Consider the following 21,426-nt stretch of genomic DNA (forward strand, 5'->3'; position numbering starts at 1 on the left):
AGAGCACCTCGTTATGTATCTGGATACGATTAAGATTGTAACTGCACCAAGAGAAGGATCTGAGAGTATAGATCCGTTATTTTTCACCAACAAAACGATCGAGCAGAATGAGGACCATTTCGAGGTGTTAGATCCTGGTACAGAGATTAACCAAGAGGTTCAAAACTATATGGAGGACCGGGAAGAAGGTGTGAAAAAGAAATTATCTTCGTTTGGTCCAGTGGTAAGTAATAGTATTTGGGATGCGCTGGCTCCAGAGCGGGAGTTATCTATGATAAAGGAATTTTTCCGAGAAAGCAGTTCACTTTTAATATATGGTGGACCTGAAACAGATGGCCAAATTCTGGCATTTTTCAATAGAAATTCTCAGCCAAGACGAACGACTAGTATTAACAACTATGTCACTCGATTGCAACTAGTTGCAGAATCTTCAGACGATTGTCAAAATTTCGTTCAGTTCATGAAGTCGGAAATAGAGTCTATATCAGAAGTTGTCGGTGAATTTGTGTCTTTAGATGGGTTGTCAAATGGAGTGGAACTCGTGAAGGAGTATCTAGATAGTCATGATCAGATACAAAGTTGGGAGACAACAGAATCTCAGAACGATTTTGAAGAAAATGTCCAACTGAATGTAGAAGAGTTTGTGGGGCCCTCTATACGAAACGTAAGGGTATATTTTGACTCGGGCAACGGAGAATATGATGTAGTTGCGCTTCCATTAGGAGGACAGGGTAGCAAATTTGCTATCGAGGCAAAGAATTTTCAGAGTGTTCAGCAGTCTATAGACGAGGAAGAACGCGAATCAGAATTAAGTGCAGACAATCTTCAATCTAAGCTCATAAATCAGCCAAAGGTGAGTGCTGAACGGATTGGGCTTTCTCTGATCATGATTGTGAACGATATTCCTGAGCAGACATACGCAAGTCTTCAATCACAAGCAAGTCCTATCGGGGTAACTCTCCTCAATAATGAAGATCATCGAGAGGGACTGGATGAACAACTTGTCACCAATACAATTCAAGATATCACAGAGTAACTTATAGTCATATCTGGGACTATGCTCACGAAGGACCTCCTCCGGGTGTCACGCGCGGGCGGGGGCTACCACCCGCAGTTTTCGATCCGGGAGGACCGCCCGCTCGCGGCGCGGGTCATCGGGGTCTACCAGGGCCACGTCGGCGAGGCCCGCCACGAACTCGACGCCGCGCTCGAAGAACTCGAACGCGCGGCCGACGACTTCAAGCTCGTCCGGGGGTTCGCGAAGCTGCTCGATCGCGAGGCCACCTTCGAGACGCGGGCGGCAATCGACCCCGAGCGCGCGCGGCGCGCGACGTTCGCGGCCGCGGAGTCCGTCGGGATCGTCACCACGGCTGAACGTGGCCAGGCACTCACTGCGGCCGCCGACCGACTCGACACCACCCCCGAAACCGTCGAGCGCTCGTTGTACGCCGACCTCGAAGAACGCGAGATCCTCGCGGCGTTCGATTCGCCGTGGAATCCCGAAGCACTCTGCGCGCAGTACGACCTCTCACTCGCCCAAACAGTACTGTTCGACGCGACCGAACTCCGGGTGCGGAGTGCGGACCCGAAGGCGCTGGTTTCGGCGGTCAAACGTCTGCGACTCATGTACGAGATCCGAAACACCGACGCGAGTCCCGGTTCGGCTGCGGGCGCGCTCTCGGATCGCGAGGTGATCGTCACCGGCCCCGATAGTCTGTTCCGGCGAACGCGGCGGTACGGCACGCGGTTCGCCCGGCTGCTCCGGACGATCACGAAGGCGGGCGAGTGGGAACTTTCGGCCACCATCGACGACCGCGGGACCGACCGCGAACTCCGACTCACACACGATGACCTCCGGATGCCAGGCACCGAGCCCGTGGTCGAAATCGAGTACGATAGCGCCGTGGAAGCGGACTTCGCCGCGCGGTTCGAATCGCTCGATCTCGACTGGGAGCTCGTGCGCGAACCCGAACCGCTCGCGACCGGCTCGCGGGTGATGATCCCGGACTTCGCGTTCGACTGGAAACACGGGACTCGCGACGTCGCCGACGGCGACTCGAGAGCAGGGAAGACTGTCTCTTCCCGCGCGTTCCGGGTGTTCTTCGAGATCATGGGCTTCTGGACGCCCGAGTACGTCGAAAAGAAGCTCGATCAGATCCACGGTTTGGAGGACGTCGAACTGCTCGTGGCGGTCGACGAGTCGCTCGGCGTCGGCGAGGACCTCGAAGCCCGCGACGCCCGCGCAATTCCGTACTCGGGCACCGTGGGACTCGCGGACGTCCGCGACGCGCTTCGAGAGTACGAAGACCGACTGAACGACGAGCAGGCGGCGGCGTTGCCCGACGAGCTGATTCCCGAGCCGGACACTATCACGCTCGCCACACTCGCGGCCGATCACGGTGTGAGCGAGACCGCGATCGAGAACACGGTGTTTCCCGAGCACGAACGAGTCGGCCGGACGCTCGTTCGCCCCACCGTGCTCGATGCGCTCGCCAGCGAAATCGAACCAGGGATGGAGCTATCGACTGCTGAGGACCGGCTCGATGAGCACGGCATCGATGACGCGAGTGCGGTGCTGTCGCGGCTCGGCTACCGCATCGAGTGGAAGGGATTGAGCGGCGGCGACGTCCGAGAAAAGTAGTCGTCGAGTGGGAGACTCGTCCGGACGCGATCACCCGAGCGCGACGTCGAGCGAAAGCATCACGACGAGGCCGACGATGGTGCCGAGCGTCGCCACCCGTTCGTGACCACGGGCGTGGGTCTGAGGGATGATCTCGTCGACGATGACGTAGAGCATGCCACCGGCGGCAAAGCCCATCGCATAGGGCAGAAGTGGGGCGGCGACCGAAACCGCGACCGCGCCGAACACCGCGAGCGGGACCTCGACCAGTCCGGAACGGATTCCGGTCACGCCGGCGTAGAACAGCGAGCCCAGCCCGGCGTTTCTGGCGGCGACCGCGACCGCGAGCCCCTCCGGGATGTTCTGGATGCCGATGGCGAGCATCAGCGCGATGGCGTTACCGAGGTTGTCGGAGCCGAACCCGACCCCGACCGCGAGCGCCTCGGGCATGTTGTGGAGCGTGATGGCGACGATGAAGACGATCACTGGCGCGACCCGATCACTGGCGGCGGCTCTGCTCGCCGCGGCTGCTTCTGCTTCCGCCCCACCATCAGTCGAGAACTCCTCGCTGCGCCGTCCAGTGACGAGCCGCTGGACGTACGGTACCCACTTCTCGCCGCGATCGAGTACGACCGCTCCCAGCAAGATCCCGGCGACGACCGGGAACAGGCTCCCGCCAGCGTACTCTTCGATGCCCGGGATGATGAGGCTCGTAAAACTCGCCGCGAGCATTACACCGCCCGCAAAGCCGAGCGCGCCGTCGAGCGCACGGTCGCTCGGATTCCGCCAGACGAGCACCGACAGCGCGCCGACCGCGTTGAAGCCGGCGATCACCAAGCCGCCGACGAGCGCCTGCCACAGCGGGTCCGTTCCGACGAGCCGAACGAACGCGTTCTCTAACACGAGCGACCCGCTCCCGATCGGAGGCTGACACCTCCGGCGATCGGTCCCTTCGACATGATGTCGATCGAACCGGCCGTAGAGAGCTCCATCTAAGTAACGTCTTAGTCGAGTGCAATATATGAATTGCGTCTCTGAAACGGCCGTCGGTGGCAATCTCCTAACGGCGAGCGGCGCTACGTGGCGGCGGGCCGAATCTGCCGGTAGAACGCGACCCCGTACGTCATCGAAAACGCCCCAACGATGCCGGTGAGAACAACGAACACGGCCACGGCCACGATTGCCGCGCTCGGCGAAAGTGTCGGGAGACCGTCGGCGGTCGTTGGGTTTTGAAGCAGCGCGAACAGCGCCCCGAACGCACCGAAGATGCCACCGATGAGTGAGAGGACGAGCGTATAGCCGAGCGTGCTGAGTTTGTGTCCCCGGACCGCTCCGACGCTTCGCTTGAACCCGTCGACAGCACCCACGTCATCGAGCACGATGGCCTGTCCGAAAAACTGGATGAAAAAGAACAGCACGAAGTACAATAGAAAGGCCACCAGTGCGACGCCAGCAACGGCGAGGAACGCGACTCCGCCGAGCGCGTCGCCGGCGGAGACGACAGCGACACCGCCGACAGCGGTGACGACGAACAGCGCGATGACGTACAGGATCGCCACCCCCATCAGGATGAGGTACGCACCGAACAGCGAGACGTAGTTCGCCTTCCCGGCGCTCACGAACGTCCCGTGACTCGTTTTTCCTTCGACCGCCTCGTTGCCCATTCCGATGATGCCGCCAAAGAAAAACGGGTAGAGCAGCAAAAAGAGCAGCGAGAGAAGCCCGGTGACGGTCACGATGGCGGTGGAGTTGGCGGACTGAGCGAGCAGCTGTGGCACTTGAACGAGCCCGAGCACCAACGCGACAACGATCAGAATCGGGTTCCGTGCGACCGCCGTAACCGTCTGTCGGCCTGCCGATATCGCACCCATGACAGCATCTCATGAAGGCATCTAATAAATATTTTGCATCCAACACCGGGGTCGTGCACGAAGACGGTATGCATCGATACGCATATCCCAGACCCTATCACCGATCCCGGTAGAGTGGCGACATGAACCCGTGGCTCGTGCTCGTCGTCGCTGGCGTGTTCGAGATCGGCTGGGCCATCGGCCTCGAATACTCCGAGGGGTTCACCGAACTCCTGCCGAGCATCGCGACTGTCGTCGCGCTCGTCATCAGCATGCTGTTGCTGGCGCGGGCGGTCCAATCGCTCCCCATCGGGACGGCCTACGCGGTCTGGACCGGCATCGGTGCGGTCGGGGCGGCGACCCTCGGCGTCGTGCTGTTCGACGAACCGATCAGCGTCGCCCGTGTGGGGTTCATCTCGTGTATCGTCCTCGGCGTCGTCGGACTGAACTTCACCACCCACTGATCATCCACGGCGCGCTCACTGCTCGCCCGTATCGACCTCTCGAAGCTCCCGACGACGTCCCTTCGGGATCTGTGACCGGAGTTCGCCGTGGAGGTAGAGCCCAACGCCGAGCGGTTCGCGCTCGCCCGCGAGGTCGTGGGCGACGATCAGATACCCCCAGTCACCGTCCCACTCGATCTCTTGATCTTCGCCCGCGACGAACCGCCGCGCCGCCTCCCGCGAGAGGGTGAGCACGTTTTGGGTCGCGTGTCGGCCGAATCGCTGCACCGCGTCGGTGGTGGGCTTCCAGTGTTCCTGGCGCGTCCGGAGAAACGTGATCCCGAGGCTCTCGATTTCGATCGGCGAGTCGATCTCCCCACGAAACGCCCAGAGCTTCCGGCTTCCCTTCTCCCAGAACGTGTAGTCGGCGAAGATCGCGGGGTCGATACCGTACCGCTCCTCCCAGAAATCGAGTACCGACTCGCGGGTCGCCCGTCCCGAAACCTCGCGCTCGGCGGCGGTGGCGGGCAGGCGATCGAATCGGGAGCCATCGTTTTCGGCGAGTCCGTCGCTCGGCTCGCTCATCCGCCGACCTCCAACTTCGCACAGAAGAAGCCACCCGTGTCGTTCAGGTGGGGATAGATCCGCTTGGCTCGTTGCACGCTCGGATCGAAGTGCTCGCCCTCCCACTCGGTGACACCGGGGCGGCTGTCGAGCGCACAGGTAAAATCGACGAGCCGGCAGTCCTCGCGGTCGAGAACGTCATCGAGCACCGCCTCGTTCTCTTCGGGCGCGAACGTACACGTCGAGTAGACCACCGTGCCGCCGGATCGAGTCGCCTGGATCGCCCGTCGGAGGATCGCTTCTTGGGTACTCGCGATCTCGTCGAGATAGCCGAGCGACCACCTGTCGAGCGCGTCCGGGTTCTTCCGGATGGTTCCTTCGCACGAACACGGCACGTCACAGAGCGCGCGATCGAACTCCTCGAAGTCGAAGGGGTCGAGCGAGTAGTTCCGAGCGTCGCGGTTCGTCACCGCCATCGATGTCACGCCGAGACGTTCGGCGTTGAACCGCAGTGCCGAGAGTCGGCCGAGATTGCGATCGTTGGCGACCACGAGGCCGGCGTCGTCGGCGCGCGCCGCGAGCTGGGTGGCCTTCCCACCGGGGGCGGCGCAGGCGGCCCAGACACGCTCGCCGGGCTCGGGATCACAGACCACTGCGGGCAGCGCTGACACCTCCTCCTGGCCGTGGACCCAACCGTGAAACGCGCCCCACGTCCGACCCGGATGGTCGGTATCGAGGCGCAGGAGTCCGGGATGCCACTCACAGGGTTCGTAGCCAACGCCCTCCTCCTCAAGGGCGGTGCGAGCGCGCTCGGGCGTCGCCTTGATCTCGTTGACGCGGACGACCGACGGCAGCGGGCGTTCGCAGGCCGCCCGGAACGCCGCGAAATCGTCGATCAGTGGCTCGTATCGGGAGAGTACGTCCATTGGGTGACGATCGTCGTCGGCTCGTTTGTCGATTTCGGAGTGTGTGTCTGTCGGCCATCGGATCAGCGACGTTGGGTGCATCCCACGGAACGGGACAGTCCCGACAGCTCCGAACAGAATGCCGACCGGCAGTATGGTCGGGAATTAAGTCGACTCAGTGAAAAGAGTACGCATGGCACGCATCGATGTCGTCGCCGACGACGTGTCCCTCGACGCGCCGACGCTCGTCGAGGGGTTGCCCGGGGTGGGTCTGGTCGGGAAGATCGTGGCCGATCACCTCGTCAGCACGTTCGAGATGGACTACTACGCGGGCGTCCACTGCGATGGCGTCCCGCAGGCGGCGGTCTATCGTGGCGAGCGCTCGCCGCTCCGGCCGCCCGTCCGCCTCCACGCCGACGCAGACCGGAACCTGCTCGTGCTCCAGAGCGACGTTCCGGTGTCGCCGGCCGAGGCAACCGAGTTCGCGGCTTGTATCACGGGCTGGCTCGACGCGAACGACGTCACACCGCTGTATCTCAGTGGCCTCCCGGAGCAGTCGGAAAAGGTACCAGAGGTCTACGGCGTCTCGACCGGCGAAGGCGAGCGCCTGCTCGACGACGCCGGCATCGTGCCACCCGCAGAGGGTGGCCTCGTCAGCGGCCCGACTGGCGCGCTGCTCTATCACGCCGGCCGGAACGACCTCGACAGCGTGGGCCTGATCGCCGAAACCAACCCCCAGTTCCCCGACCCCGAGGCCGCCCGCGCGGTGATCGACGGCGGCGTCGAACCAATCGCCGGCATCGATATCGATACCGACGCGCTCGTCGATCAGGCCGAGGAGATCCAGGACGCCCGCGAGCGCCTCGCAAAGCAGATGCAGCAGGCCGACGACGAGAGCTCCCAGGCCGAGCCGCTACGGATGTTCCAGTAGTACCTTTTACTGAGGTGGGGGGGGGGAGGATCAACCCTCTTGACCGATTAACAGTCTATCCCTCCTGTGGGGACGATCACGTCTGTTGTGAAGCCACCCGCCTTCATCGTATAGTTTCTGACGACACAACATATCGTGCAACAATACAAAAGATATATTGGTGCGAAAGTGCTACTCACAGTTAGCAGCCGGATGGGTCGGTCAATGATCCCTCGGGTAAAGGGGAATGAGCCCACCTAATCTGGCTGAGTAGTATGGCTGGCAGCGTGCGAGTCAATGATCCCTCGGGTAAAGGGGAACGAGACTCCCTGTCTGTCGGCCGTTTTCAACCTTGTAGCAGTAAGTCCTTCATCATCCTGGCTGGTGTTTCGCAACGGCCTTTTGTAGCAAACTGAGCCCATGAGTACGCAGCCACGTCAGCAAACTGAATTCCTGGTGTAGATTTACTGTCTCTTATTGCAAATTCAACATCATCTGGTACGTTTTCAATTTGACATAACCCACTGTCGATGTAGTTCGCGGGTGCTGTCCATGTTTCAGCATCCAAAACCACTCGTACACTTTCGACCGGAGAGCAATTTACTAGGTGATTGTTCAAAATAGGATTTAATATTGATGATAGCAGGAATGTCTGAAGCATAGCGGGAGACTGTTGGTCGATCCCCGCAACGTCTTTGACCAAGGTATTCATGAGGCCTGGATTCAGGTTGTTAGCAGTATATCGAAATACTCGATCATCGGTCCATACTGGTGGGTTCTGATGAATGGAATCGTCCCCACGAAAGGTGGATTGCAACGTGCTAAAAAGTACATCTAATCCGTCATTGCGGATTTGGCTACCCTTGAGTTCATTTTCGGGTCCTCGACGCGCGTAGTTGGTGTTCATTTGCTCCAGCAGCTTATCCTTAGATGATTGGAGAACTGCGGAAGGTTGTCGGTCAGAGACACACCAAAACCCGGCAACAGTGAAGAACGAGCCATTACCAGGAGTACCACTTTCATCAACAAACACATAAAGACTACTCATAGATCATCAGTCTGCTTCCTTTACTGCTCTGTTGCAGGATAATACTTTACAAATCCGATAGACTACCTATCGAAGAGACGATATTATAGACAAGTGTCTGACTTATATTCTCAATCAAGTGCTCGGTATGAATTGTCGAAAAAGACTCAATTTCCCTGGTCTATGTTTCGGGTGGATCGATAGCCGATGTAACTCTTGATCGATCTCGATATCGACTCCTTCTCCGTGATGCGGTTTTGCGAAAATCCCATCAACATTTGCATGTGAAGTCATTTGTCGCTGGCATAGGACGATCGAACTTACTGAACGGATATCACCTGATACTTGCCCCTTCCGGTCGAGATCTGCCCTGCCTCTGAAATCACTGATCGACTGGCTCGCCGTCGTGCCGTTTCGCGCCCTCGGAGTCGTGGACGACCACCTCGCCAGGCTCGGGGTCGGCGGGCTCGTAGTTCTCGCGCACCCCGATAGCCTCTTCGAGTTCGCGCACTGCGCGGCGTTTGAGCGCGGCGGCCAACTCTTCTGCGTCCTCGCGGTCGATATCGCGGCCGAGCCCCTCACATTCGTGGGCGCGGACCTGCCCCACCCGATCCACCGCCTCGCCCATCGGCTGGCTCGATCCCTCGACAGCGACGCTGAACGGGTAGGTCCGACAGATCAGCGGCCGATCGTCGTGGACGGTACACGCCCCCGTCCCGTCGTCGTCCTCGGCGTAGAACGTGCAGTCGCCACAACCGTCGGTCTGGAGCGCCCACTCGAAGGTCTCTCCCTCCGGGCCTTCGGGGCCGTCAGTCAGGCCATAGGGCATCGGCCTGGCGACGTCCCGGTGGTCGTACTCGCCCCCTTCCTGCAGATCCCTGATCTCGTCCGGAAACACCGTCGCGGTATGCTCCTCGTCCTCACCGGTCTCCGTCTCGGCGGCCTTACAGCACGCACCGCAGCGCGTACACTCGAACCCGATCGACTCGATCGCGTCGGCCAGCTCCGTGGTGTCGAGTTCGCGCGCCCGGTCGAGTTCGGATTCGAGGCTCACGACCCCGTTTCGCGCTCGCGCCGCAAAAACGCTTCTCGCGCGCTCGCCCGCACGCCGTCCCACGCCACCCGCTCCTCGACCGCGAGCTTTTCGAGATGGGCCTCGACCGTCGCTTCCGCAAGCCCCCGGACTCCCGAGACGTCCTTCTCGTAGGCCGCGTCGGTGATTTCCGTGACCGTCTCCGCACCCCCTATCACCGCCCGCAGCACCGCCGTCTCTCGATCAAGACGGTGGGTGAGCAGCCGTTCCAAAACTGTCCGTGGTTCGTCGATCGCCGGCCCGTGGCCCGGGTACAGCCGCTCGGGATCGCGGGCGTGGAGCCGTCGGAGTGCGGTGAGGTACCCGCGCATGTCACCCTCGCCCGATCCCACGACCACGCTCCCCGACGCGATCGCGAGATCACCGACGAGAATCCCGCCATCGAACGCGAGCGCGACGTGATCGGGAGCGTGACCCGGCGTCGATGCCACCCGCACTGTCCCCACATCGGTCTCGATCGTGGCTCCGTCACGAACCGTGTCGTCGGGAACGACCCCGGTCGCGCGCTCGAATCGGTCTTCGTAACCAGCCCGTGCGAGAACGGTGGCCCCGCGGTCGGCGTACCTCGCGACGCCACCGACGTGGTCGGGATGGGCGTGGGTGACGAGAACAGTATCGATCTGCCGCCCGTCGAGCACGGCGTCGAGTGTGTCCGTCTCGGCTGCGGGATCGATCAGCACGGCGCGATCGCTGCCGAGCACATAGGCGTTCGTCGTGCCGCCGGGCGCGGCGGTGTCGACCGGGATCGGGACCCGCTCGGGCTCCATGCCGGTTGGCGGGTGCGATGAAGCAAAAACCGCTCGGCAGCGCTACGTGTTGAGGAAGTAGACCTGCTTGCGCGCGTCGTGGAAGCTGTACCGTGAGCCGACGAGCTCGACGTCTTCGAGCCTGTTGAGCGCGTAGCGAACGGTTCTGTCGGGGAGCAGCGACTCGTCGGCGAGCTGGCCCTGCGAGAGCGGCGAATCGGATTCGAGGACCTTGGCGACGAGCTTCGCGCTCGGGGGGAGTTCGCGCAAGCGATCGCGGTACTCGGTCTTCGACAGCGCGCCGTCGGTTTGTGCGTGGTCCGTCGTGGCACTCATACCTGCCCCTCCAGTGAGGGAACTGGTAAAACTTCCCCATATATGCGCATGTATAATACGGCCACATGAGTTTCTACATATGCCATTATATTTTTTCGGCACAACCGCTTTGACCGGGTCGACCGAAGCCAGCGCATGGCGTCGATCCCGGAGTCGTTCCACGATCTGTTCGAGCGCGAGACGTTCGCCCATTTCACCACGATGATGCCCGACGGCACGCCCCAGGCGACACCGGTCTGGGTGGATTACGACCCTGACGCCGGCCGCGTGCTGGTCAATACGGCGCGGGGCCGACAGAAAGAGCAGAACGTCGTCCGGAATCCGAAGGTCGCGCTCTCGATGGTCGATCCCGACGACCCCTACCGGTTCGTCTCAGTGCGTGGCGAGGTCGACGAGCTCACCGAGGACGGAGCGGTCGAGCACATCCACCAGCTCGCACGCCGATACATGGACGTCGAGGAGTATCCTGGCCTCGAAGACGAGGAGGGTGCGCGCGTCCAGATCCGGATCCGGCCCGACGACGTCGCCGCCGGCGGGGCCGACTGAGGGCCCGCCGGCGAACCGAGGTGGGAGGCAGCCCGTCGAGCGCATCCAGTACGGTTTTATCCCCGGGCGGGCGAACATCGGACAGCGTGAAGGGACAGGAGTGGTACCAGGCCGACGAGATCGCCGAGACCTACGAGTCGAAGCGGTTCTCCGACGGCGGCCGGCTGATCGACGAGCGCGAGAAGCGAGCCGTGCTCTCGGCGGTCGGTCCGGTCGAGGGCAAGCGAATGCTCGAGATCGCCTGCGGAACGGGGCGATTCACCACGATGCTCGCCGAGCGCGGCGCGGACATCGTGGGTCTCGACATCTCCCCCGCAATGTTGCAGGAGGGCCGAAAGAAGGCCCGCGCGGCGGGCGTCGCCGACCACCTCGAGTTCATGCGCGGTGACGCCGCTCGGCTCCCTTTCCCCGACGATCACTTTCAAACTGTTATCGCGATGCGGTTTTTCCACCTCGCCGACACTCCGGCCTCCTTCCTCGCGGAGATGCAGCGGGTCGCACGCGATCAGGTGGTCTTCGACACCTTCCGACGTTTCAGCACCCGGAGCATCTACAACTGGCTCCTCCCGATGGGATCGCGGCTCTATGCTCGAATGGAGGTCGAACAGCTGCTCGACGGCGCTGGCCTCCGGCTCGCCGACGAGGAACACGACTTCGTCCTCCCGTACGGCCTGTATCGCAAGCTCCCCGATCGGCTGGCGGGTCGTCTTCGTGAGGTCGATACGGCCGTCATGGAGTCGCCGATCGGCGACCACGTGGCGTCGGTGTCGTACTGGGACGCACGACTGAAGCGTTAGTATCCCGGCGCTCGTGAGTCGTATCGTTCGCCGTCCAACCACGCGATAAGGGCGACACATCTTTACGACCAGCCTCGGGCCAAACGAGTATGCGTCGGCGAACGTATCTCGCGGCGGTGTCTGTCGGAATGCTCGGCTTCTCTGGCTGTTCGAATCTCGCCGGCGATGGGGCCTCCGCCGAGAACGACGGAACCCCGACCGACATCGTCGAAACGCTCGAACCGACCGAAACGGCTGCGGAAACGGGCACAGTGAGTGGAACGGACGTGTCGGGAGCCGGAACCACGACTGGAGCGACCGTCGGGACGAACGCTGTGAACCACTCTGACGGCGGAACCACCGCAAACACCGCGATTGCCGGTGGCAACGGAAGCGTCGGCGGTCGGGACATCGTTCCGTTGCACGGGAGCGACGATCCGGTGACGGTCACGAGTGGTGAAGGTCCGCAAAATGAACTGTTCGGACTGACGGCGGGTCCCGTCACGGCCGCGTTCAGCCACGAGGGCGAATCGAACTTCATCGTGAGGCTGGTCCCGACCGAAAGCGACCTCGCCGGGAGCGTCACGCTCGTGAACACGATCGGGGAAGTAGAGGGGAGCCAGGTGACAGGTGTGGACGCGGCCGGGCCCTATACGCTCGATGTCACTGCCGCAGACGACTGGGAACTCACGCTGAACCAGCCCACCGACTCCGACTCCGAACCGCTACCGATCGATGTGGACGGGGAGGGTCTCGACTACGCCGGGCCGTACGCGTTCGACGGCCCGACGACGTTCGTGGGATCGCACGACGGCGATGGCCCCTTCGTCGTCTCCCCGATCGCGGCCGACGATCGGCCAATCACGACGTCGATCTTCAACGAGCTCGGCTCGTTCGAGGGTGAGAGCACCAGCACGCTCTCCGGTCTCGCCTATCTGAACGTCCGAGCGACCGGAGAGTGGACGCTGTCGACGGCGGAGTGACGGCTGGCTATCCCTCCGGTGTCGCGATCGATTCGAGCGGCGCGAGCGTGACGCTGAACACGGGCATTTTTATACAGAGATCGTCTATCGGTTGTTCATGCAGCTCTCGGTGGTCGTGCCGACACTCAACGGCCGGACCCAGCTCGTGGCGTGTCTCGACGCGCTCGCCACGGCGGCCCCCGAGAGCGAGGTCGTCGTCGTGAACGGCCCCTCGGCCGACGGCACCACCGGGATGGTCAGAGAGCGCGACGACGTCGACGTACTCGTCGAAATCGCGGACCGCAACCTCAACGTCGCCCGGAACGCAGGCATCGAGCACGCTTCCGGCGAGTGGATCGCGCTCGTCGGCCACGATCGGACTGTGGAACCGGGCTGGTACGACGCCGTCACGGCGGGGCTCGATCCCGGGGCGGCACGCGCGGGCGCACACGTTTTTGCCGAAGGGTATCCCATGCCTGGCGGCCGCGAACGGGTTGGAGCGGTCACCGGTCCCACCGGAGTCGACGGCGAACGGAGCGATGGCCCGGAATCGAGAGCGATCGCCGGACGTGAGGTAACGTACGTCGACGGTCGGAACGTCGCGTTCTCGCGCGCGGCGCTCGACGCACTCGACGGGTTCGACGAGTACCTCCAAACCGGCGGGGCGCGCGATCTCGCCCACCGACTCGCCGCAAACGGGTATGCGGTGGACTGGCAGGACGATATGTGTGTGCGGGACGCGGCCGCCGTCGGTCCCACGAGGCCGGGGGCCGCCGGCAGTCCGGTGATCTCCGACGGCGGCCGGACCGAGCGCGACTGGTACTGGAAGTATCGGGCGCTCGCCTACCGGCTCGTCAAAAACTATGGCGTTCGGCCAACGACTGCCCGCCGGCTCGCGAACCACGCCGTGCGCGACGCGTTCTCAGGATTCGTCGGGGTCGCCAGGGGCGACGGGACGCCGACGGCGTGGTTCGGCAACGGCCGGGACGTGCTCACGGGCTCGGGCCGCGGTGAAGGGGCGGGCCTCCTCGCGCGATGGCGCGATCGGGACCGACGAAACCCGAACGGGATCTCCTCGCGGTCGGATCGTGCGGTCGCGGTCTACGATCGACGCTAAACTCGCACTCGACTCGATCCGTTCCCGTCCTGCGGATGGCCATATGAACGCGTTTCCATTAGGTACGACGTGACATACCACCCTGCTCACGTCCGGCGTTTTCTCGCCACGCAGTAAGAAGGTTTATATAGAACCGCAAACGACCCGTTGGTGAGGAATCCATCATGGCACAGCAACAGCGCATGGGTGGACAGCCGATGTTCATCTTGAGCGAGGACTCGGAGCGGACACGCGGTCAGGACGCACAGGGCTCGAACATCGCCGCCGGCAAGGCGGTCTCGGAGGCCGTACGTACGACGCTCGGTCCCCGCGGCATGGACAAGATGCTCGTCTCCGATGCGGGCGACGTCGTCATCACGAACGACGGCGCGACCATCCTCGGCGAGATGGACATCGAGCATCCCGCAGCCCAGATGATCGTCGAAGTCGCCGAAACACAGGAAGAAGAGGTCGGCGACGGCACGACGACCGCCGCCGTTCTGGCTGGTCAGCTTCTCGCCAAGGCCGAAACCCTGCTCGACGACGACGTTCATCCGACGACGATCGTCGAGGGGTACCACGAGGCGGCCCAGCTGGCCCACGAGGCCGTCGACGAGCAGGTGCTCGCCGGCGGCGACCTCGACGACGACCGACTCCGCGGGGTCGCCCGCACCTCGATGACCGGCAAGGGCACCGGCGACGTGGGTGCGGACGCGCTCGCCGAAACGGTCGTCGAGGCCGTCCGACAGGTCGAGGGCGACAGCGTCGCGCGTGACGAGATCACCGTTCGAACGCAGACCGGCGCGAGTTCGAGCGCCACCGAGCTCGTCGAGGGCGTCATCAGCGAGGAGGAGCCGGTTCGCGAGGACATGCCGAAAAGCGTCGAGAACGCCTCGATCGCCGTCCTCGACGTCGAGTTCGACATCCGAGAGGCGAACGTCGACGCCGAGTACGACGTCTCCAGCGTCGATCAGCTGAACGCCGCGATCGACGCCGAGGAGAGCCAGTTCGAGCAGTACGCCGACGCACTCGCCGACCTCGATGTCGACGTCGCGTTCGTCACCGAGGACATCGAGGACCGCGCGGCAGCGTACCTCGCCGAGGAGGGTATCCTCGCGTTCGAGGGCGTCGACGACGACGAGGCACGTTCGATCGTCCAGGCCACGGGCGCGAGCCGCGTCGGCGCGATCGAGGACCTCGAAGAAGCCGATCTCGGTGAGGCCGAGCACGTCCGCGTCGAGTCCTTCGGCGGGGACGAGCTCGCGTTCGTCGAGGGCGGCGCGGCCACGGAGGCGGTCACGGTGTTCGCCCGCGGCGGCACCGACCACGTCACCGACGAGCTCGAACGCGCACTCCACGACGCGCTCGACGTCGCGACCGCCGCGCTCGATTCGGGTGGTGTCGTGCCTGGCGGTGGTGCGAGCGAAGTCGCCATCGCAGCCCACGTCCGCGACCAGACCGCGAGCATCGAGGGCCGTCGTCAGCTCGCCGTCGAGGCGTTCGCCGACGCGATCGACGTCCTGCCGCGCACGCTCGCGGAGAACACCGGGATGGACCCGATCGACGCGCTCGTGGACCTCCGCTCGCGCCACGACAGCGAGGGTCGCGCTGGCCTCATCAGCGAGGGTCAGAGCGGCCGTGCCGACGATCCCGTCGACGCTGGCGTGTTCGATCCGGCAGCGGTCAAACACGAGGCGATCGAGAGCGCCACCGAGGCCGCGACGATGATCGCCCGGATCGACGACGTCATCTCCGCCGACAACTGAGGCGGCCGAGCGGCTTCACGATCACTGATTTTTCGCAACCGATTCACCTCTCCGAGCAGGCCGCGGTGTGGCTGTTCGTCCGTAATCGTTCGACGGACTCAGATCGTTGGCAGATGCCAGTCGTACCGGAGCGCAAGGAGTCTGAGAGCGAAGACGAACGCCGCACAGCCGAGGGTTGCCTGGCCGGCGGCGACGCCGATCCCCGTCGCCAGCCAGAACGCCCCGCCGCCGAGCACCGCAGGCGTCGCGTAGAAGTCCTCGTGAAGCACCGCGGGAACCCGCCCCAGGAGGACGTCCGCGATACTTCCGCCACCGACGCCGGTGAGCGTCGCGAGCACCACCACCCCGAACGGCGAGAGTCCGGCGTCGGTCCCGACGAGCGCGCCAGTGGCCGCAAAGGCCGCCAATCCCACGGCGTCAGGGAGCTGAACCGCCGTGTGGTTCCGGAGCCGGCCGCCCATCGCCCGCGCGAGCACGACACCGATCCCGACGCCGACGAGTGCGACGCTCACGTCCGAAGTCGTCCGGAGCACGACGGGAACACGGCCGGCGAGCACGTCCCGGAGGATGCCGCCGCCGAGCGCGGTCGCCATCCCGAGAACGCCGACGCCGAACAGGTCGAGATCGGCGTCCGCACCCTTGAGCGCGCCCACGACCGCGAACGCCACCAGCCCGATCGCGTTCATCGCTCCGAACGCACCGATCATCACTCGAACGCCAGCTCGATCGGGTTACCGACCCCGACGCCGAACGTCTCGTCGCCCCGGCCCCGATTCGCGGCGAGTTCGACGTTGCCGTGGCTCCCTACTGTGACGAGTCGCTCGCCGGCCGCGACGTGTGCGTACGACTGTGCGACCGGAACGTGCTCGCCGTCGACCGCGATCCGTTCGCCGAACCGTCCATCCAGCATCTCACCGGGGACGTTCGTGACGGCGTTGCCGAACCCGTCGACGACGAGTACCTCGCCCGTGGCGTCGCCGTCCCGAACCTCTGGCTCCGGAAACCGGAGGTCCTCGTAGCCGTCGGCGGAGACGAACTCCTCACACTCGGCGAGGCGATCCGCGCCCGCCTCGTGGGCCAACGCGGCCGCGGGCGCGAACACGTCTCGGCCGTGGAAGGTCGCGCTCTCGGGCTCGTCGACGACGATCTCGAACGGTTCGATACCCGCGCTCGCTTGGGCGTCGTCGTCCGGCGCTCCCACTGCGTCGCCGGCGAGTCGCCTGGCAACGGGAGCTAGCACGCCGTTGTCCGGCCCGACGAGGACGTGCTCGCCCGCCCGGATCGCGAGCGCCGCCCGATCGGTCCCGACGCCGGGATCGACCACCACGAGGTGAGTCGCGGGCGGAAAATAGGGGAAAACCTCGCGGAGCCAGAACGCGGTCGTCCGGACGTCCTGGCGGGGGAAGTCGTGGGCGATGTCGACGAGCCTGGCGTCGGTGTGCGCACAGAGAACGCCCTTCATCGCGGCGGGGTACGGCGAACCGAAGTCGGAGGTGAGCGTGATCATGTGGGATGGCTCGTTCGGTGTCGATCACTCGGGGTCGGCCGTGGCGTCGGCGCGATAGGAGTCCGCACCGTCGGTGTCGCTCACGCGCTGGATGCGTTCGATCCCGCCGATCTCCCGCACGACGTCCACGACGGCGTCGGGGACGAGCGCCTCCCAGCCGTCGTCGGCGATCATCCGCTCTCTGATCTCCGTGCCTTCGAGTTTCTCGCGTTCGAACATCGGCGACTGGCGCACCTCGACGCCGGCCTCGGTGAACAGCTGCACCACGAGGGGGTTGTTCGAGTACGCGATCTCGAAGGTCGGCGACATGCTCCGAACGTGGGAGACCCAGACCGCGTTCCGGTCGAGATCCTCGATCGGCACGGGATAGATCACGAGGTCGGCATCGTCGAGCGCCTTGGTGAGCATCATGATGCGCTCGCCGGCGGTGAAGGGGTCGTGGCGGGTGTGGGAATCGTCGGCGCTGCCGATCCCGAGCACGAGCTCGTCGACCTCGCCCGCGATCCGCTCGACCATCCGGTGGTGGCCGTCGTGGTAGGGCTGGAACCGGCCGATGTAGAAGCCACGGCGCATGTGATCGGCCAGAACGCCATCGTGCATAAACTCCCGCTTTCGGGTCGCTGCTCGTCGATTCGTTCCGGGCTGTCTCGAAGGAGTTCCGATCGGTGAAACAGCGCCCGATCGACCGATTTGTTTATAAGTGAATCGTGGGGTTTTCCGCGATCGGCACCCGGCCGAGACGGCTTCTCGACAGCGTATTCCGGAAGTGCGGCCGGGACGTCCGAGGGGAGAAAGTATATCAGTAAACGTGCCCTCCTTTGAGGTGTTAGAGACAGTCTCATGAGTAACGACACGGACACCGACGACGCGTTCCCGACCGAGCACGACCCGGATCCGGACCCGGGACCGAACTCGGATGCGGGAGACGACGAGAGGGTTCCTCTGGGGGAGGAGCTCGGTAGCGACGTCGAGATCGAGGCCGAGATCGACGAGGACGCCGAGGACGGGCTGCTCGGCGGGCTCAAGATCGAGACCACGGCGGACATCGAGATCCCCGACCGGCTCGTCGATCAGGTCATCGGGCAGGACCACGCCCGCGACGTGGTGATGAAGGCCGCCAAACAGCGCCGCCACGTCATGATGATCGGCACGCCGGGCACAGGCAAGTCGATGCTGGCGAAGGCGATGAGCCAGCTCCTCCCGAAGGAAGACCTCCAGGACGTACTGGTCTATCACAACCCCGACGATGGGAACGAGCCGAAGGTGCGGACCGTTCCAGGGGGGAAGGGCCAACAGATCATCGAGGCCCACAAGGAGGAGGCCCAAAAGCGCAACCAGATGCGCCAGTTCCTGATGTGGATCATCATCGCCATCGTGCTGGGCTACTCCTTCCTGATCGCGGGCCAGATCCTGCTGGGTGGCGTGCTCGCCGTCCTGATCTACCTCGCGTTCAAGTACAGCTCCCGAAGTACCGACGCGATGATCCCGAACCTCCTGATCGACTCTTCGGACACCCAGACCGCGCCGTTCAAGGACGCGACCGGCGCGCACGCCGGTGCACTGCTCGGCGACGTCCGCCACGACCCCTTCCAGTCGGGCGGGATGGAGACGCCGAGCCACGACCGCGTCGAGTCGGGCGCGATCCACGAGGCCAACAAGGGCGTGCTGTTCGTCGACGAGATGAACACGCTCGACATCCGATCCCAGCAGAAGCTGATGACCGCGATCCAGGAGGGCGAGTTCTCCATTACTGGCCAGTCCGAGCGCTCCTCGGGCGCGATGGTCCAGACCGAGCCCGTCCCGACGGACTTCATCATGATCGCGGCTGGGAACCTCGACGCGATGGAGAACATGCACCCGGCGCTGCGCTCGCGGATCAAGGGGTACGGCTACGAGGTGTACATGGACGACACCATCGAGGACGAGCCCGAGATGCGCCGGAAGTACGCTCGGTTCGTGGCCCAGGAGGTCGACAAGGACGGTCGGCTGCCCCACTTCACCCGCGAGGCGATGGAAGAGATGATCCTCGAAGCCCAGCGCCGTGCGGGCCGGAAGGGTCACCTCACGCTCAAGATGCGTGACCTCGGTGGGCTCGTCAGAGTGGCGGGCGACATCGCTCGTGCCGAGGACAAGGAGTTCACCGAGCGCGAGGACGTGCTTCAGGCGAAACGCCGGTCGCGCTCGATCGAACAGCAGCTCGCGGACAACTACATCGAGCGCCGGAAGGACTACGAGCTCTCGGTCTCGGAGGGCGACGTCGTGGGCCGTGTCAACGGCCTCGCGGTGATGGGCGACGACTCCGGGATCGTGCTGCCGGTGATGGCCGAGGTGACGCCATCGCAGGGCCCCGGCGGCGTGATCGCCACCGGGAAGCTCCAGGAGATCGCCGAGGAAGCAGTACAAAACGTCTCGGCGATCATCAAGAAGTTCTCGGACGAGAACATCTCCGAGAAGGACATCCACATCCAGTTCGTCCAAACCGGCCAGCAGGGCGTCGACGGCGACTCGGCCTCCATCACGGTGGCCACGGCCGTCATCAGCGCGCTCGAAAACGCCCCGGTCAAACAGAACATCGCGATGACCGGATCGCTCTCGGTCCGGGGTGACGTCCTCCCGGTCGGCGGGGTGACCCACAAGATCGAGGCGGCGGCGAAGACCGGCTACGACACGGTCATCATCCCGGCGGCGAACGAACAGGACGTGATGATCGAGGACGAGTACAAGGACCAGATCGAGATCGTCCCGGTCAATCACATCAGCGAAGTGCTCGAAGTCGCCCTCGCCGGCGAGGGCGAGGCCGACGGTCTCGTGGATCGCTTGAAGTCGATCACGGGCCAGGCGCTCGATCGGCAGGGACAGGTCGGACAGAGCACCGGCAGCCCGAGCCCGCAGTAACGTGGCTCGGTGGGCGGTCTTCGCCGGCCTGACCGCCCTCGTTCTCTTCGTTTTGCTCGCGCTCGCGCGCGCTTCACAGTCGACTATCGACGACGGCTCTTCGACGGTCGACGACGCCTCGGCGATTGACGACACAACCTCGACAGTCGGCAACACGCCGTCGAGCGTCGAGCCCGTTCCCACTCGTCGTGACGAGGACGTTTCACCCGACAGTCCGTTGGATTACGACGCCAGGGACTCGATCGAACAGCCATCGGCGGGGCCGGACGGCACTCGTCGGTCACCGTCGTTTTCGACCGGCGCGCTGCTCGCGAACGTTGCGCTCTCGCAGGGGCTGTTCGCGGTCGTCTTGATCGGTGGCGCGTGGTACGCCGAGATCCCGCTCGCCGCACTCGGGTTGGATGGGGCCCCACTCAGCACCGGACTACCGGCGCTCGGGGTCGGGATCGTCGTGGGTGTCGGGCTCTATCTCGTCAACGAACTCGGCACGCTCGGCGCGAACGCGGCCGGGATCGAGACGCCCGACGCGCTCCGCGAGTCGCTCGCCCCCGACTCGCGGACAGGGTGGGCGGTGTTACTCGGGGTGGTGCTGCCGACCATCGCGATCTTCGAGGAACTCCTCTTCCGGGCGGCGCTGATCGGTGCGCTTGCGGCCGGGTTCGGGCTCTCGCCGTGGCTGCTTGCCGTGCTTTCGTCGATCGCGTTCGCGCTCGGCCACGGCGCGCAGGGCACGATCGGAATGGTCGCGACCGGGGGGCTGGGGTTCGTGCTCGCGAGCGTGTTCGTGCTGACCGGCAGCTTCCTCGCCGTCGTGATCGCCCATTACCTCGTCAACGCCCTGGAGTTCGTCGTCCACGAGAGTCTCGCCGTCGAGTGGTCGTAAGCCCGGATTCTCTACAACCCTTCCAGCGACCGCAACCGCTGTTCGACTTTCGGCGGAGCGGCGCTCGGGGCGTCGCGAACGCGGTGGTCGGGGATCACGAGCGGCACGGGGTTCCCGTCGAGTGCCGCCCGCACGCGGTCACGGTCGTCCTCCTCGTCGGCGTCGAAATCGGCAATGCGGCGGGTGAGGCGCTCGACAGTGACCTGGCTCCCGTAAGGGATCTCCCGGACGGCTTCGAGCACCGCCCGCTGGTCGGTGGGAACGGTCAGCGCTACTTCGACGTCCTCGAAGTCGTCCTCGACACCTTCCAGATAGTCGAAGATCCGATCGAGGAGGTCGTGATCGGACTCTGCCTCGCTCGCGAGGCTGCCGGGAAACGAGACCGAAACCACGCGCCCGCTCGCGATCCCCACCTGGACACACCGACCGAGATACGACGACTCGCGGGCGTAAATACCGGCTTCCTCAGTCATGACGGTGATTGAGCGGTGTCGTCCTTCA

23 protein-coding genes are annotated in these 21,426 nt (G+C 64.0%); 11 read left to right on the forward strand and 12 right to left on the reverse strand.

From position 1 onward, the window contains the following. Positions 1-13: 13 nt before the first annotated feature. Positions 14-1,036 carry a hypothetical protein gene (locus tag PHA81_RS06990; protein WP_152424517.1) on the forward strand — a complete coding sequence of 341 codons (1,023 nt, stop codon included), beginning with the start codon at positions 14-16 and terminating at the stop codon, positions 1,034-1,036. A gap of 21 nt (positions 1,037-1,057) precedes the next feature. Further along, on the forward strand, positions 1,058-2,641 hold the full coding sequence (locus PHA81_RS06995; protein ID WP_005045074.1) for a DUF790 family protein: 1,584 nt from the start codon (positions 1,058-1,060) through the stop codon (positions 2,639-2,641). 30 nt (positions 2,642-2,671) lie between these two features. Here the strand turns inward: PHA81_RS06995 and PHA81_RS07000 are convergent, their stop codons facing one another. Continuing rightward, complete coding sequence (locus PHA81_RS07000) at positions 2,672-3,523, reverse strand: ZIP family metal transporter (RefSeq protein WP_005045075.1); 852 nt, start codon at positions 3,521-3,523, stop codon at positions 2,672-2,674. Between the two features lie 173 nt (positions 3,524-3,696). Further along, positions 3,697-4,491 carry a hypothetical protein gene (locus PHA81_RS07005; RefSeq protein ID WP_273836006.1) on the reverse strand — a complete coding sequence of 265 codons (795 nt, stop codon included), beginning with the start codon at positions 4,489-4,491 and terminating at the stop codon, positions 3,697-3,699. Positions 4,492-4,613: 122 nt separating this feature from the next. Here PHA81_RS07005 and sugE point away from each other — a divergent pair, with 122 nt between their 5' ends. After that, positions 4,614-4,934 (forward strand): quaternary ammonium compound efflux SMR transporter SugE, encoded by a 321-nt coding sequence (gene sugE, locus PHA81_RS07010; protein ID WP_005045081.1) that lies wholly within the window; start codon positions 4,614-4,616, stop codon positions 4,932-4,934. 15 nt (positions 4,935-4,949) lie between these two features. Here sugE and PHA81_RS07015 read toward each other — a convergent pair whose 3' ends face one another. Further along, complete coding sequence (locus PHA81_RS07015; RefSeq protein ID WP_005045082.1) at positions 4,950-5,498, reverse strand: hypothetical protein; 549 nt, start codon at positions 5,496-5,498, stop codon at positions 4,950-4,952. Next, positions 5,495-6,403, reverse strand: a complete 909-nt coding sequence (locus tag PHA81_RS07020; RefSeq protein ID WP_005045086.1) for an RsmB/NOP family class I SAM-dependent RNA methyltransferase — start codon at positions 6,401-6,403, stop codon at positions 5,495-5,497. The genes PHA81_RS07015 and PHA81_RS07020 overlap by 4 nt, the downstream gene beginning before the upstream one ends. Positions 6,404-6,575: 172 nt before the next feature. On the opposite strand from PHA81_RS07020, the gene PHA81_RS07025 reads away from it, so the two are divergent. Further along, on the forward strand, positions 6,576-7,313 hold the full coding sequence (locus PHA81_RS07025) for a PAC2 family protein (protein WP_005045089.1): 738 nt from the start codon (positions 6,576-6,578) through the stop codon (positions 7,311-7,313). A gap of 325 nt (positions 7,314-7,638) precedes the next feature. Here the strand turns inward: PHA81_RS07025 and PHA81_RS07030 are convergent, their stop codons facing one another. From PHA81_RS07030 to PHA81_RS07045, 4 genes are all read right to left on the reverse strand, one after another. After that, positions 7,639-8,340, reverse strand: coding sequence for a DUF3800 domain-containing protein (locus PHA81_RS07030; protein WP_152424518.1), 702 nt, complete (start codon positions 8,338-8,340; stop codon positions 7,639-7,641). Between the two features lie 361 nt (positions 8,341-8,701). Then, entirely contained in the window at positions 8,702-9,373 is a 672-nt protein-coding gene (locus PHA81_RS07035) for a YkgJ family cysteine cluster protein (RefSeq protein ID WP_005045092.1), read from the reverse strand. Further along, positions 9,370-10,179, reverse strand: a complete 810-nt coding sequence (locus tag PHA81_RS07040; RefSeq protein WP_005045094.1) for an MBL fold metallo-hydrolase — start codon at positions 10,177-10,179, stop codon at positions 9,370-9,372. The genes PHA81_RS07035 and PHA81_RS07040 overlap by 4 nt, the downstream gene beginning before the upstream one ends. Before the next feature lie 42 nt (positions 10,180-10,221). Beyond that, on the reverse strand, positions 10,222-10,494 hold the full coding sequence (locus PHA81_RS07045) for a helix-turn-helix domain-containing protein (protein ID WP_005045096.1): 273 nt from the start codon (positions 10,492-10,494) through the stop codon (positions 10,222-10,224). A gap of 135 nt (positions 10,495-10,629) precedes the next feature. On the opposite strand from PHA81_RS07045, the gene PHA81_RS07050 reads away from it, so the two are divergent. From PHA81_RS07050 to thsA, 5 genes are all read left to right on the forward strand, one after another. Further along, a complete protein-coding gene (locus PHA81_RS07050) occupies positions 10,630-11,040 on the forward strand; it encodes a PPOX class F420-dependent oxidoreductase (RefSeq protein WP_005045097.1) in 411 nt (136 codons plus the stop codon). 86 nt (positions 11,041-11,126) lie between these two features. Further along, positions 11,127-11,837 carry a class I SAM-dependent methyltransferase gene (locus tag PHA81_RS07055; RefSeq protein ID WP_005045100.1) on the forward strand — a complete coding sequence of 237 codons (711 nt, stop codon included), beginning with the start codon at positions 11,127-11,129 and terminating at the stop codon, positions 11,835-11,837. 89 nt (positions 11,838-11,926) lie between these two features. Beyond that, positions 11,927-12,799, forward strand: coding sequence for a hypothetical protein (locus PHA81_RS07060; protein WP_005045102.1), 873 nt, complete (start codon positions 11,927-11,929; stop codon positions 12,797-12,799). A gap of 97 nt (positions 12,800-12,896) precedes the next feature. Further along, a complete protein-coding gene (locus tag PHA81_RS07065) occupies positions 12,897-13,895 on the forward strand; it encodes a glycosyltransferase (protein ID WP_005045103.1) in 999 nt (332 codons plus the stop codon). Positions 13,896-14,059: 164 nt separating this feature from the next. Beyond that, positions 14,060-15,640 carry a thermosome subunit alpha gene (gene thsA / locus PHA81_RS07070; RefSeq protein ID WP_049910323.1) on the forward strand — a complete coding sequence of 527 codons (1,581 nt, stop codon included), beginning with the start codon at positions 14,060-14,062 and terminating at the stop codon, positions 15,638-15,640. Positions 15,641-15,738: 98 nt separating this feature from the next. On the opposite strand, the gene PHA81_RS07075 is transcribed toward thsA, so the two are convergent. Genes PHA81_RS07075 through PHA81_RS07085 form a run of 3 tightly spaced genes read right to left on the reverse strand, consistent with a single transcriptional unit; the run spans position 15,739 to position 17,720 of the window. Continuing rightward, a complete protein-coding gene (locus PHA81_RS07075; RefSeq protein WP_005045106.1) occupies positions 15,739-16,347 on the reverse strand; it encodes a trimeric intracellular cation channel family protein in 609 nt (202 codons plus the stop codon). Further along, positions 16,347-17,147, reverse strand: a complete 801-nt coding sequence (locus tag PHA81_RS07080) for an SAM-dependent chlorinase/fluorinase (protein WP_005045108.1) — start codon at positions 17,145-17,147, stop codon at positions 16,347-16,349. Before PHA81_RS07080 ends, PHA81_RS07075 begins: the two co-directional genes overlap by 1 nt. Positions 17,148-17,171: 24 nt before the next feature. Continuing rightward, a complete protein-coding gene (locus PHA81_RS07085) occupies positions 17,172-17,720 on the reverse strand; it encodes a nicotinamide-nucleotide adenylyltransferase (RefSeq protein WP_049910339.1) in 549 nt (182 codons plus the stop codon). Positions 17,721-17,987: 267 nt separating this feature from the next. On the opposite strand from PHA81_RS07085, the gene lonB reads away from it, so the two are divergent. Both lonB and PHA81_RS07095 read left to right on the forward strand, forming a co-directional pair. Continuing rightward, on the forward strand, positions 17,988-20,042 hold the full coding sequence (lonB, locus tag PHA81_RS07090) for an ATP-dependent protease LonB (RefSeq protein ID WP_005045116.1): 2,055 nt from the start codon (positions 17,988-17,990) through the stop codon (positions 20,040-20,042). A gap of 1 nt (position 20,043) precedes the next feature. Then, a complete protein-coding gene (locus PHA81_RS07095; protein WP_005045118.1) occupies positions 20,044-20,925 on the forward strand; it encodes a CPBP family intramembrane glutamic endopeptidase in 882 nt (293 codons plus the stop codon). 11 nt (positions 20,926-20,936) lie between these two features. Here PHA81_RS07095 and PHA81_RS07100 read toward each other — a convergent pair whose 3' ends face one another. Next, positions 20,937-21,398: an MGMT family protein gene (locus PHA81_RS07100; protein ID WP_005045122.1), complete on the reverse strand. Its 462-nt coding sequence runs from the start codon at positions 21,396-21,398 to the stop codon at positions 20,937-20,939. Positions 21,399-21,426: the final 28 nt, after the last annotated feature.

This window comes from Halococcus sp. PRR34, from assembly GCF_028617175.1.
In the GTDB taxonomy this organism is placed as follows: Archaea; Halobacteriota; Halobacteria; order Halobacteriales; family Halococcaceae; genus Halococcus; species Halococcus salifodinae.

What these genes read in the sequence shown, in the direction of transcription:
- PHA81_RS06990 (WP_152424517.1), top strand. Translation starts at nt 14, where the DNA reads ATGTATCTGGATACGATTAAGATTGTAACTGCACCAAGAGAAGGATCT.
- PHA81_RS06995 (WP_005045074.1), top strand. Translation starts at nt 1,058, where the DNA reads ATGCTCACGAAGGACCTCCTCCGGGTGTCACGCGCGGGCGGGGGCTAC.
- PHA81_RS07005 (WP_273836006.1), bottom strand. Translation starts at nt 4,491, where the DNA reads ATGGGTGCGATATCGGCAGGCCGACAGACGGTTACGGCGGTCGCACGG.
- sugE (WP_005045081.1), top strand. Translation starts at nt 4,614, where the DNA reads ATGAACCCGTGGCTCGTGCTCGTCGTCGCTGGCGTGTTCGAGATCGGC.
- PHA81_RS07015 (WP_005045082.1), bottom strand. Translation starts at nt 5,498, where the DNA reads ATGAGCGAGCCGAGCGACGGACTCGCCGAAAACGATGGCTCCCGATTC.
- PHA81_RS07020 (WP_005045086.1), bottom strand. Translation starts at nt 6,403, where the DNA reads ATGGACGTACTCTCCCGATACGAGCCACTGATCGACGATTTCGCGGCG.
- PHA81_RS07025 (WP_005045089.1), top strand. Translation starts at nt 6,576, where the DNA reads ATGGCACGCATCGATGTCGTCGCCGACGACGTGTCCCTCGACGCGCCG.
- PHA81_RS07030 (WP_152424518.1), bottom strand. Translation starts at nt 8,340, where the DNA reads ATGAGTAGTCTTTATGTGTTTGTTGATGAAAGTGGTACTCCTGGTAAT.
- PHA81_RS07040 (WP_005045094.1), bottom strand. Translation starts at nt 10,179, where the DNA reads ATGGAGCCCGAGCGGGTCCCGATCCCGGTCGACACCGCCGCGCCCGGC.
- PHA81_RS07045 (WP_005045096.1), bottom strand. Translation starts at nt 10,494, where the DNA reads ATGAGTGCCACGACGGACCACGCACAAACCGACGGCGCGCTGTCGAAG.
- PHA81_RS07050 (WP_005045097.1), top strand. Translation starts at nt 10,630, where the DNA reads ATGGCGTCGATCCCGGAGTCGTTCCACGATCTGTTCGAGCGCGAGACG.
- PHA81_RS07060 (WP_005045102.1), top strand. Translation starts at nt 11,927, where the DNA reads ATGCGTCGGCGAACGTATCTCGCGGCGGTGTCTGTCGGAATGCTCGGC.
- PHA81_RS07065 (WP_005045103.1), top strand. Translation starts at nt 12,897, where the DNA reads ATGCAGCTCTCGGTGGTCGTGCCGACACTCAACGGCCGGACCCAGCTC.
- thsA (WP_049910323.1), top strand. Translation starts at nt 14,060, where the DNA reads ATGGCACAGCAACAGCGCATGGGTGGACAGCCGATGTTCATCTTGAGC.
- PHA81_RS07075 (WP_005045106.1), bottom strand. Translation starts at nt 16,347, where the DNA reads ATGATCGGTGCGTTCGGAGCGATGAACGCGATCGGGCTGGTGGCGTTC.
- PHA81_RS07080 (WP_005045108.1), bottom strand. Translation starts at nt 17,147, where the DNA reads ATGATCACGCTCACCTCCGACTTCGGTTCGCCGTACCCCGCCGCGATG.
- PHA81_RS07085 (WP_049910339.1), bottom strand. Translation starts at nt 17,720, where the DNA reads ATGCGCCGTGGCTTCTACATCGGCCGGTTCCAGCCCTACCACGACGGC.
- lonB (WP_005045116.1), top strand. Translation starts at nt 17,988, where the DNA reads ATGAGTAACGACACGGACACCGACGACGCGTTCCCGACCGAGCACGAC.
- PHA81_RS07100 (WP_005045122.1), bottom strand. Translation starts at nt 21,398, where the DNA reads ATGACTGAGGAAGCCGGTATTTACGCCCGCGAGTCGTCGTATCTCGGT.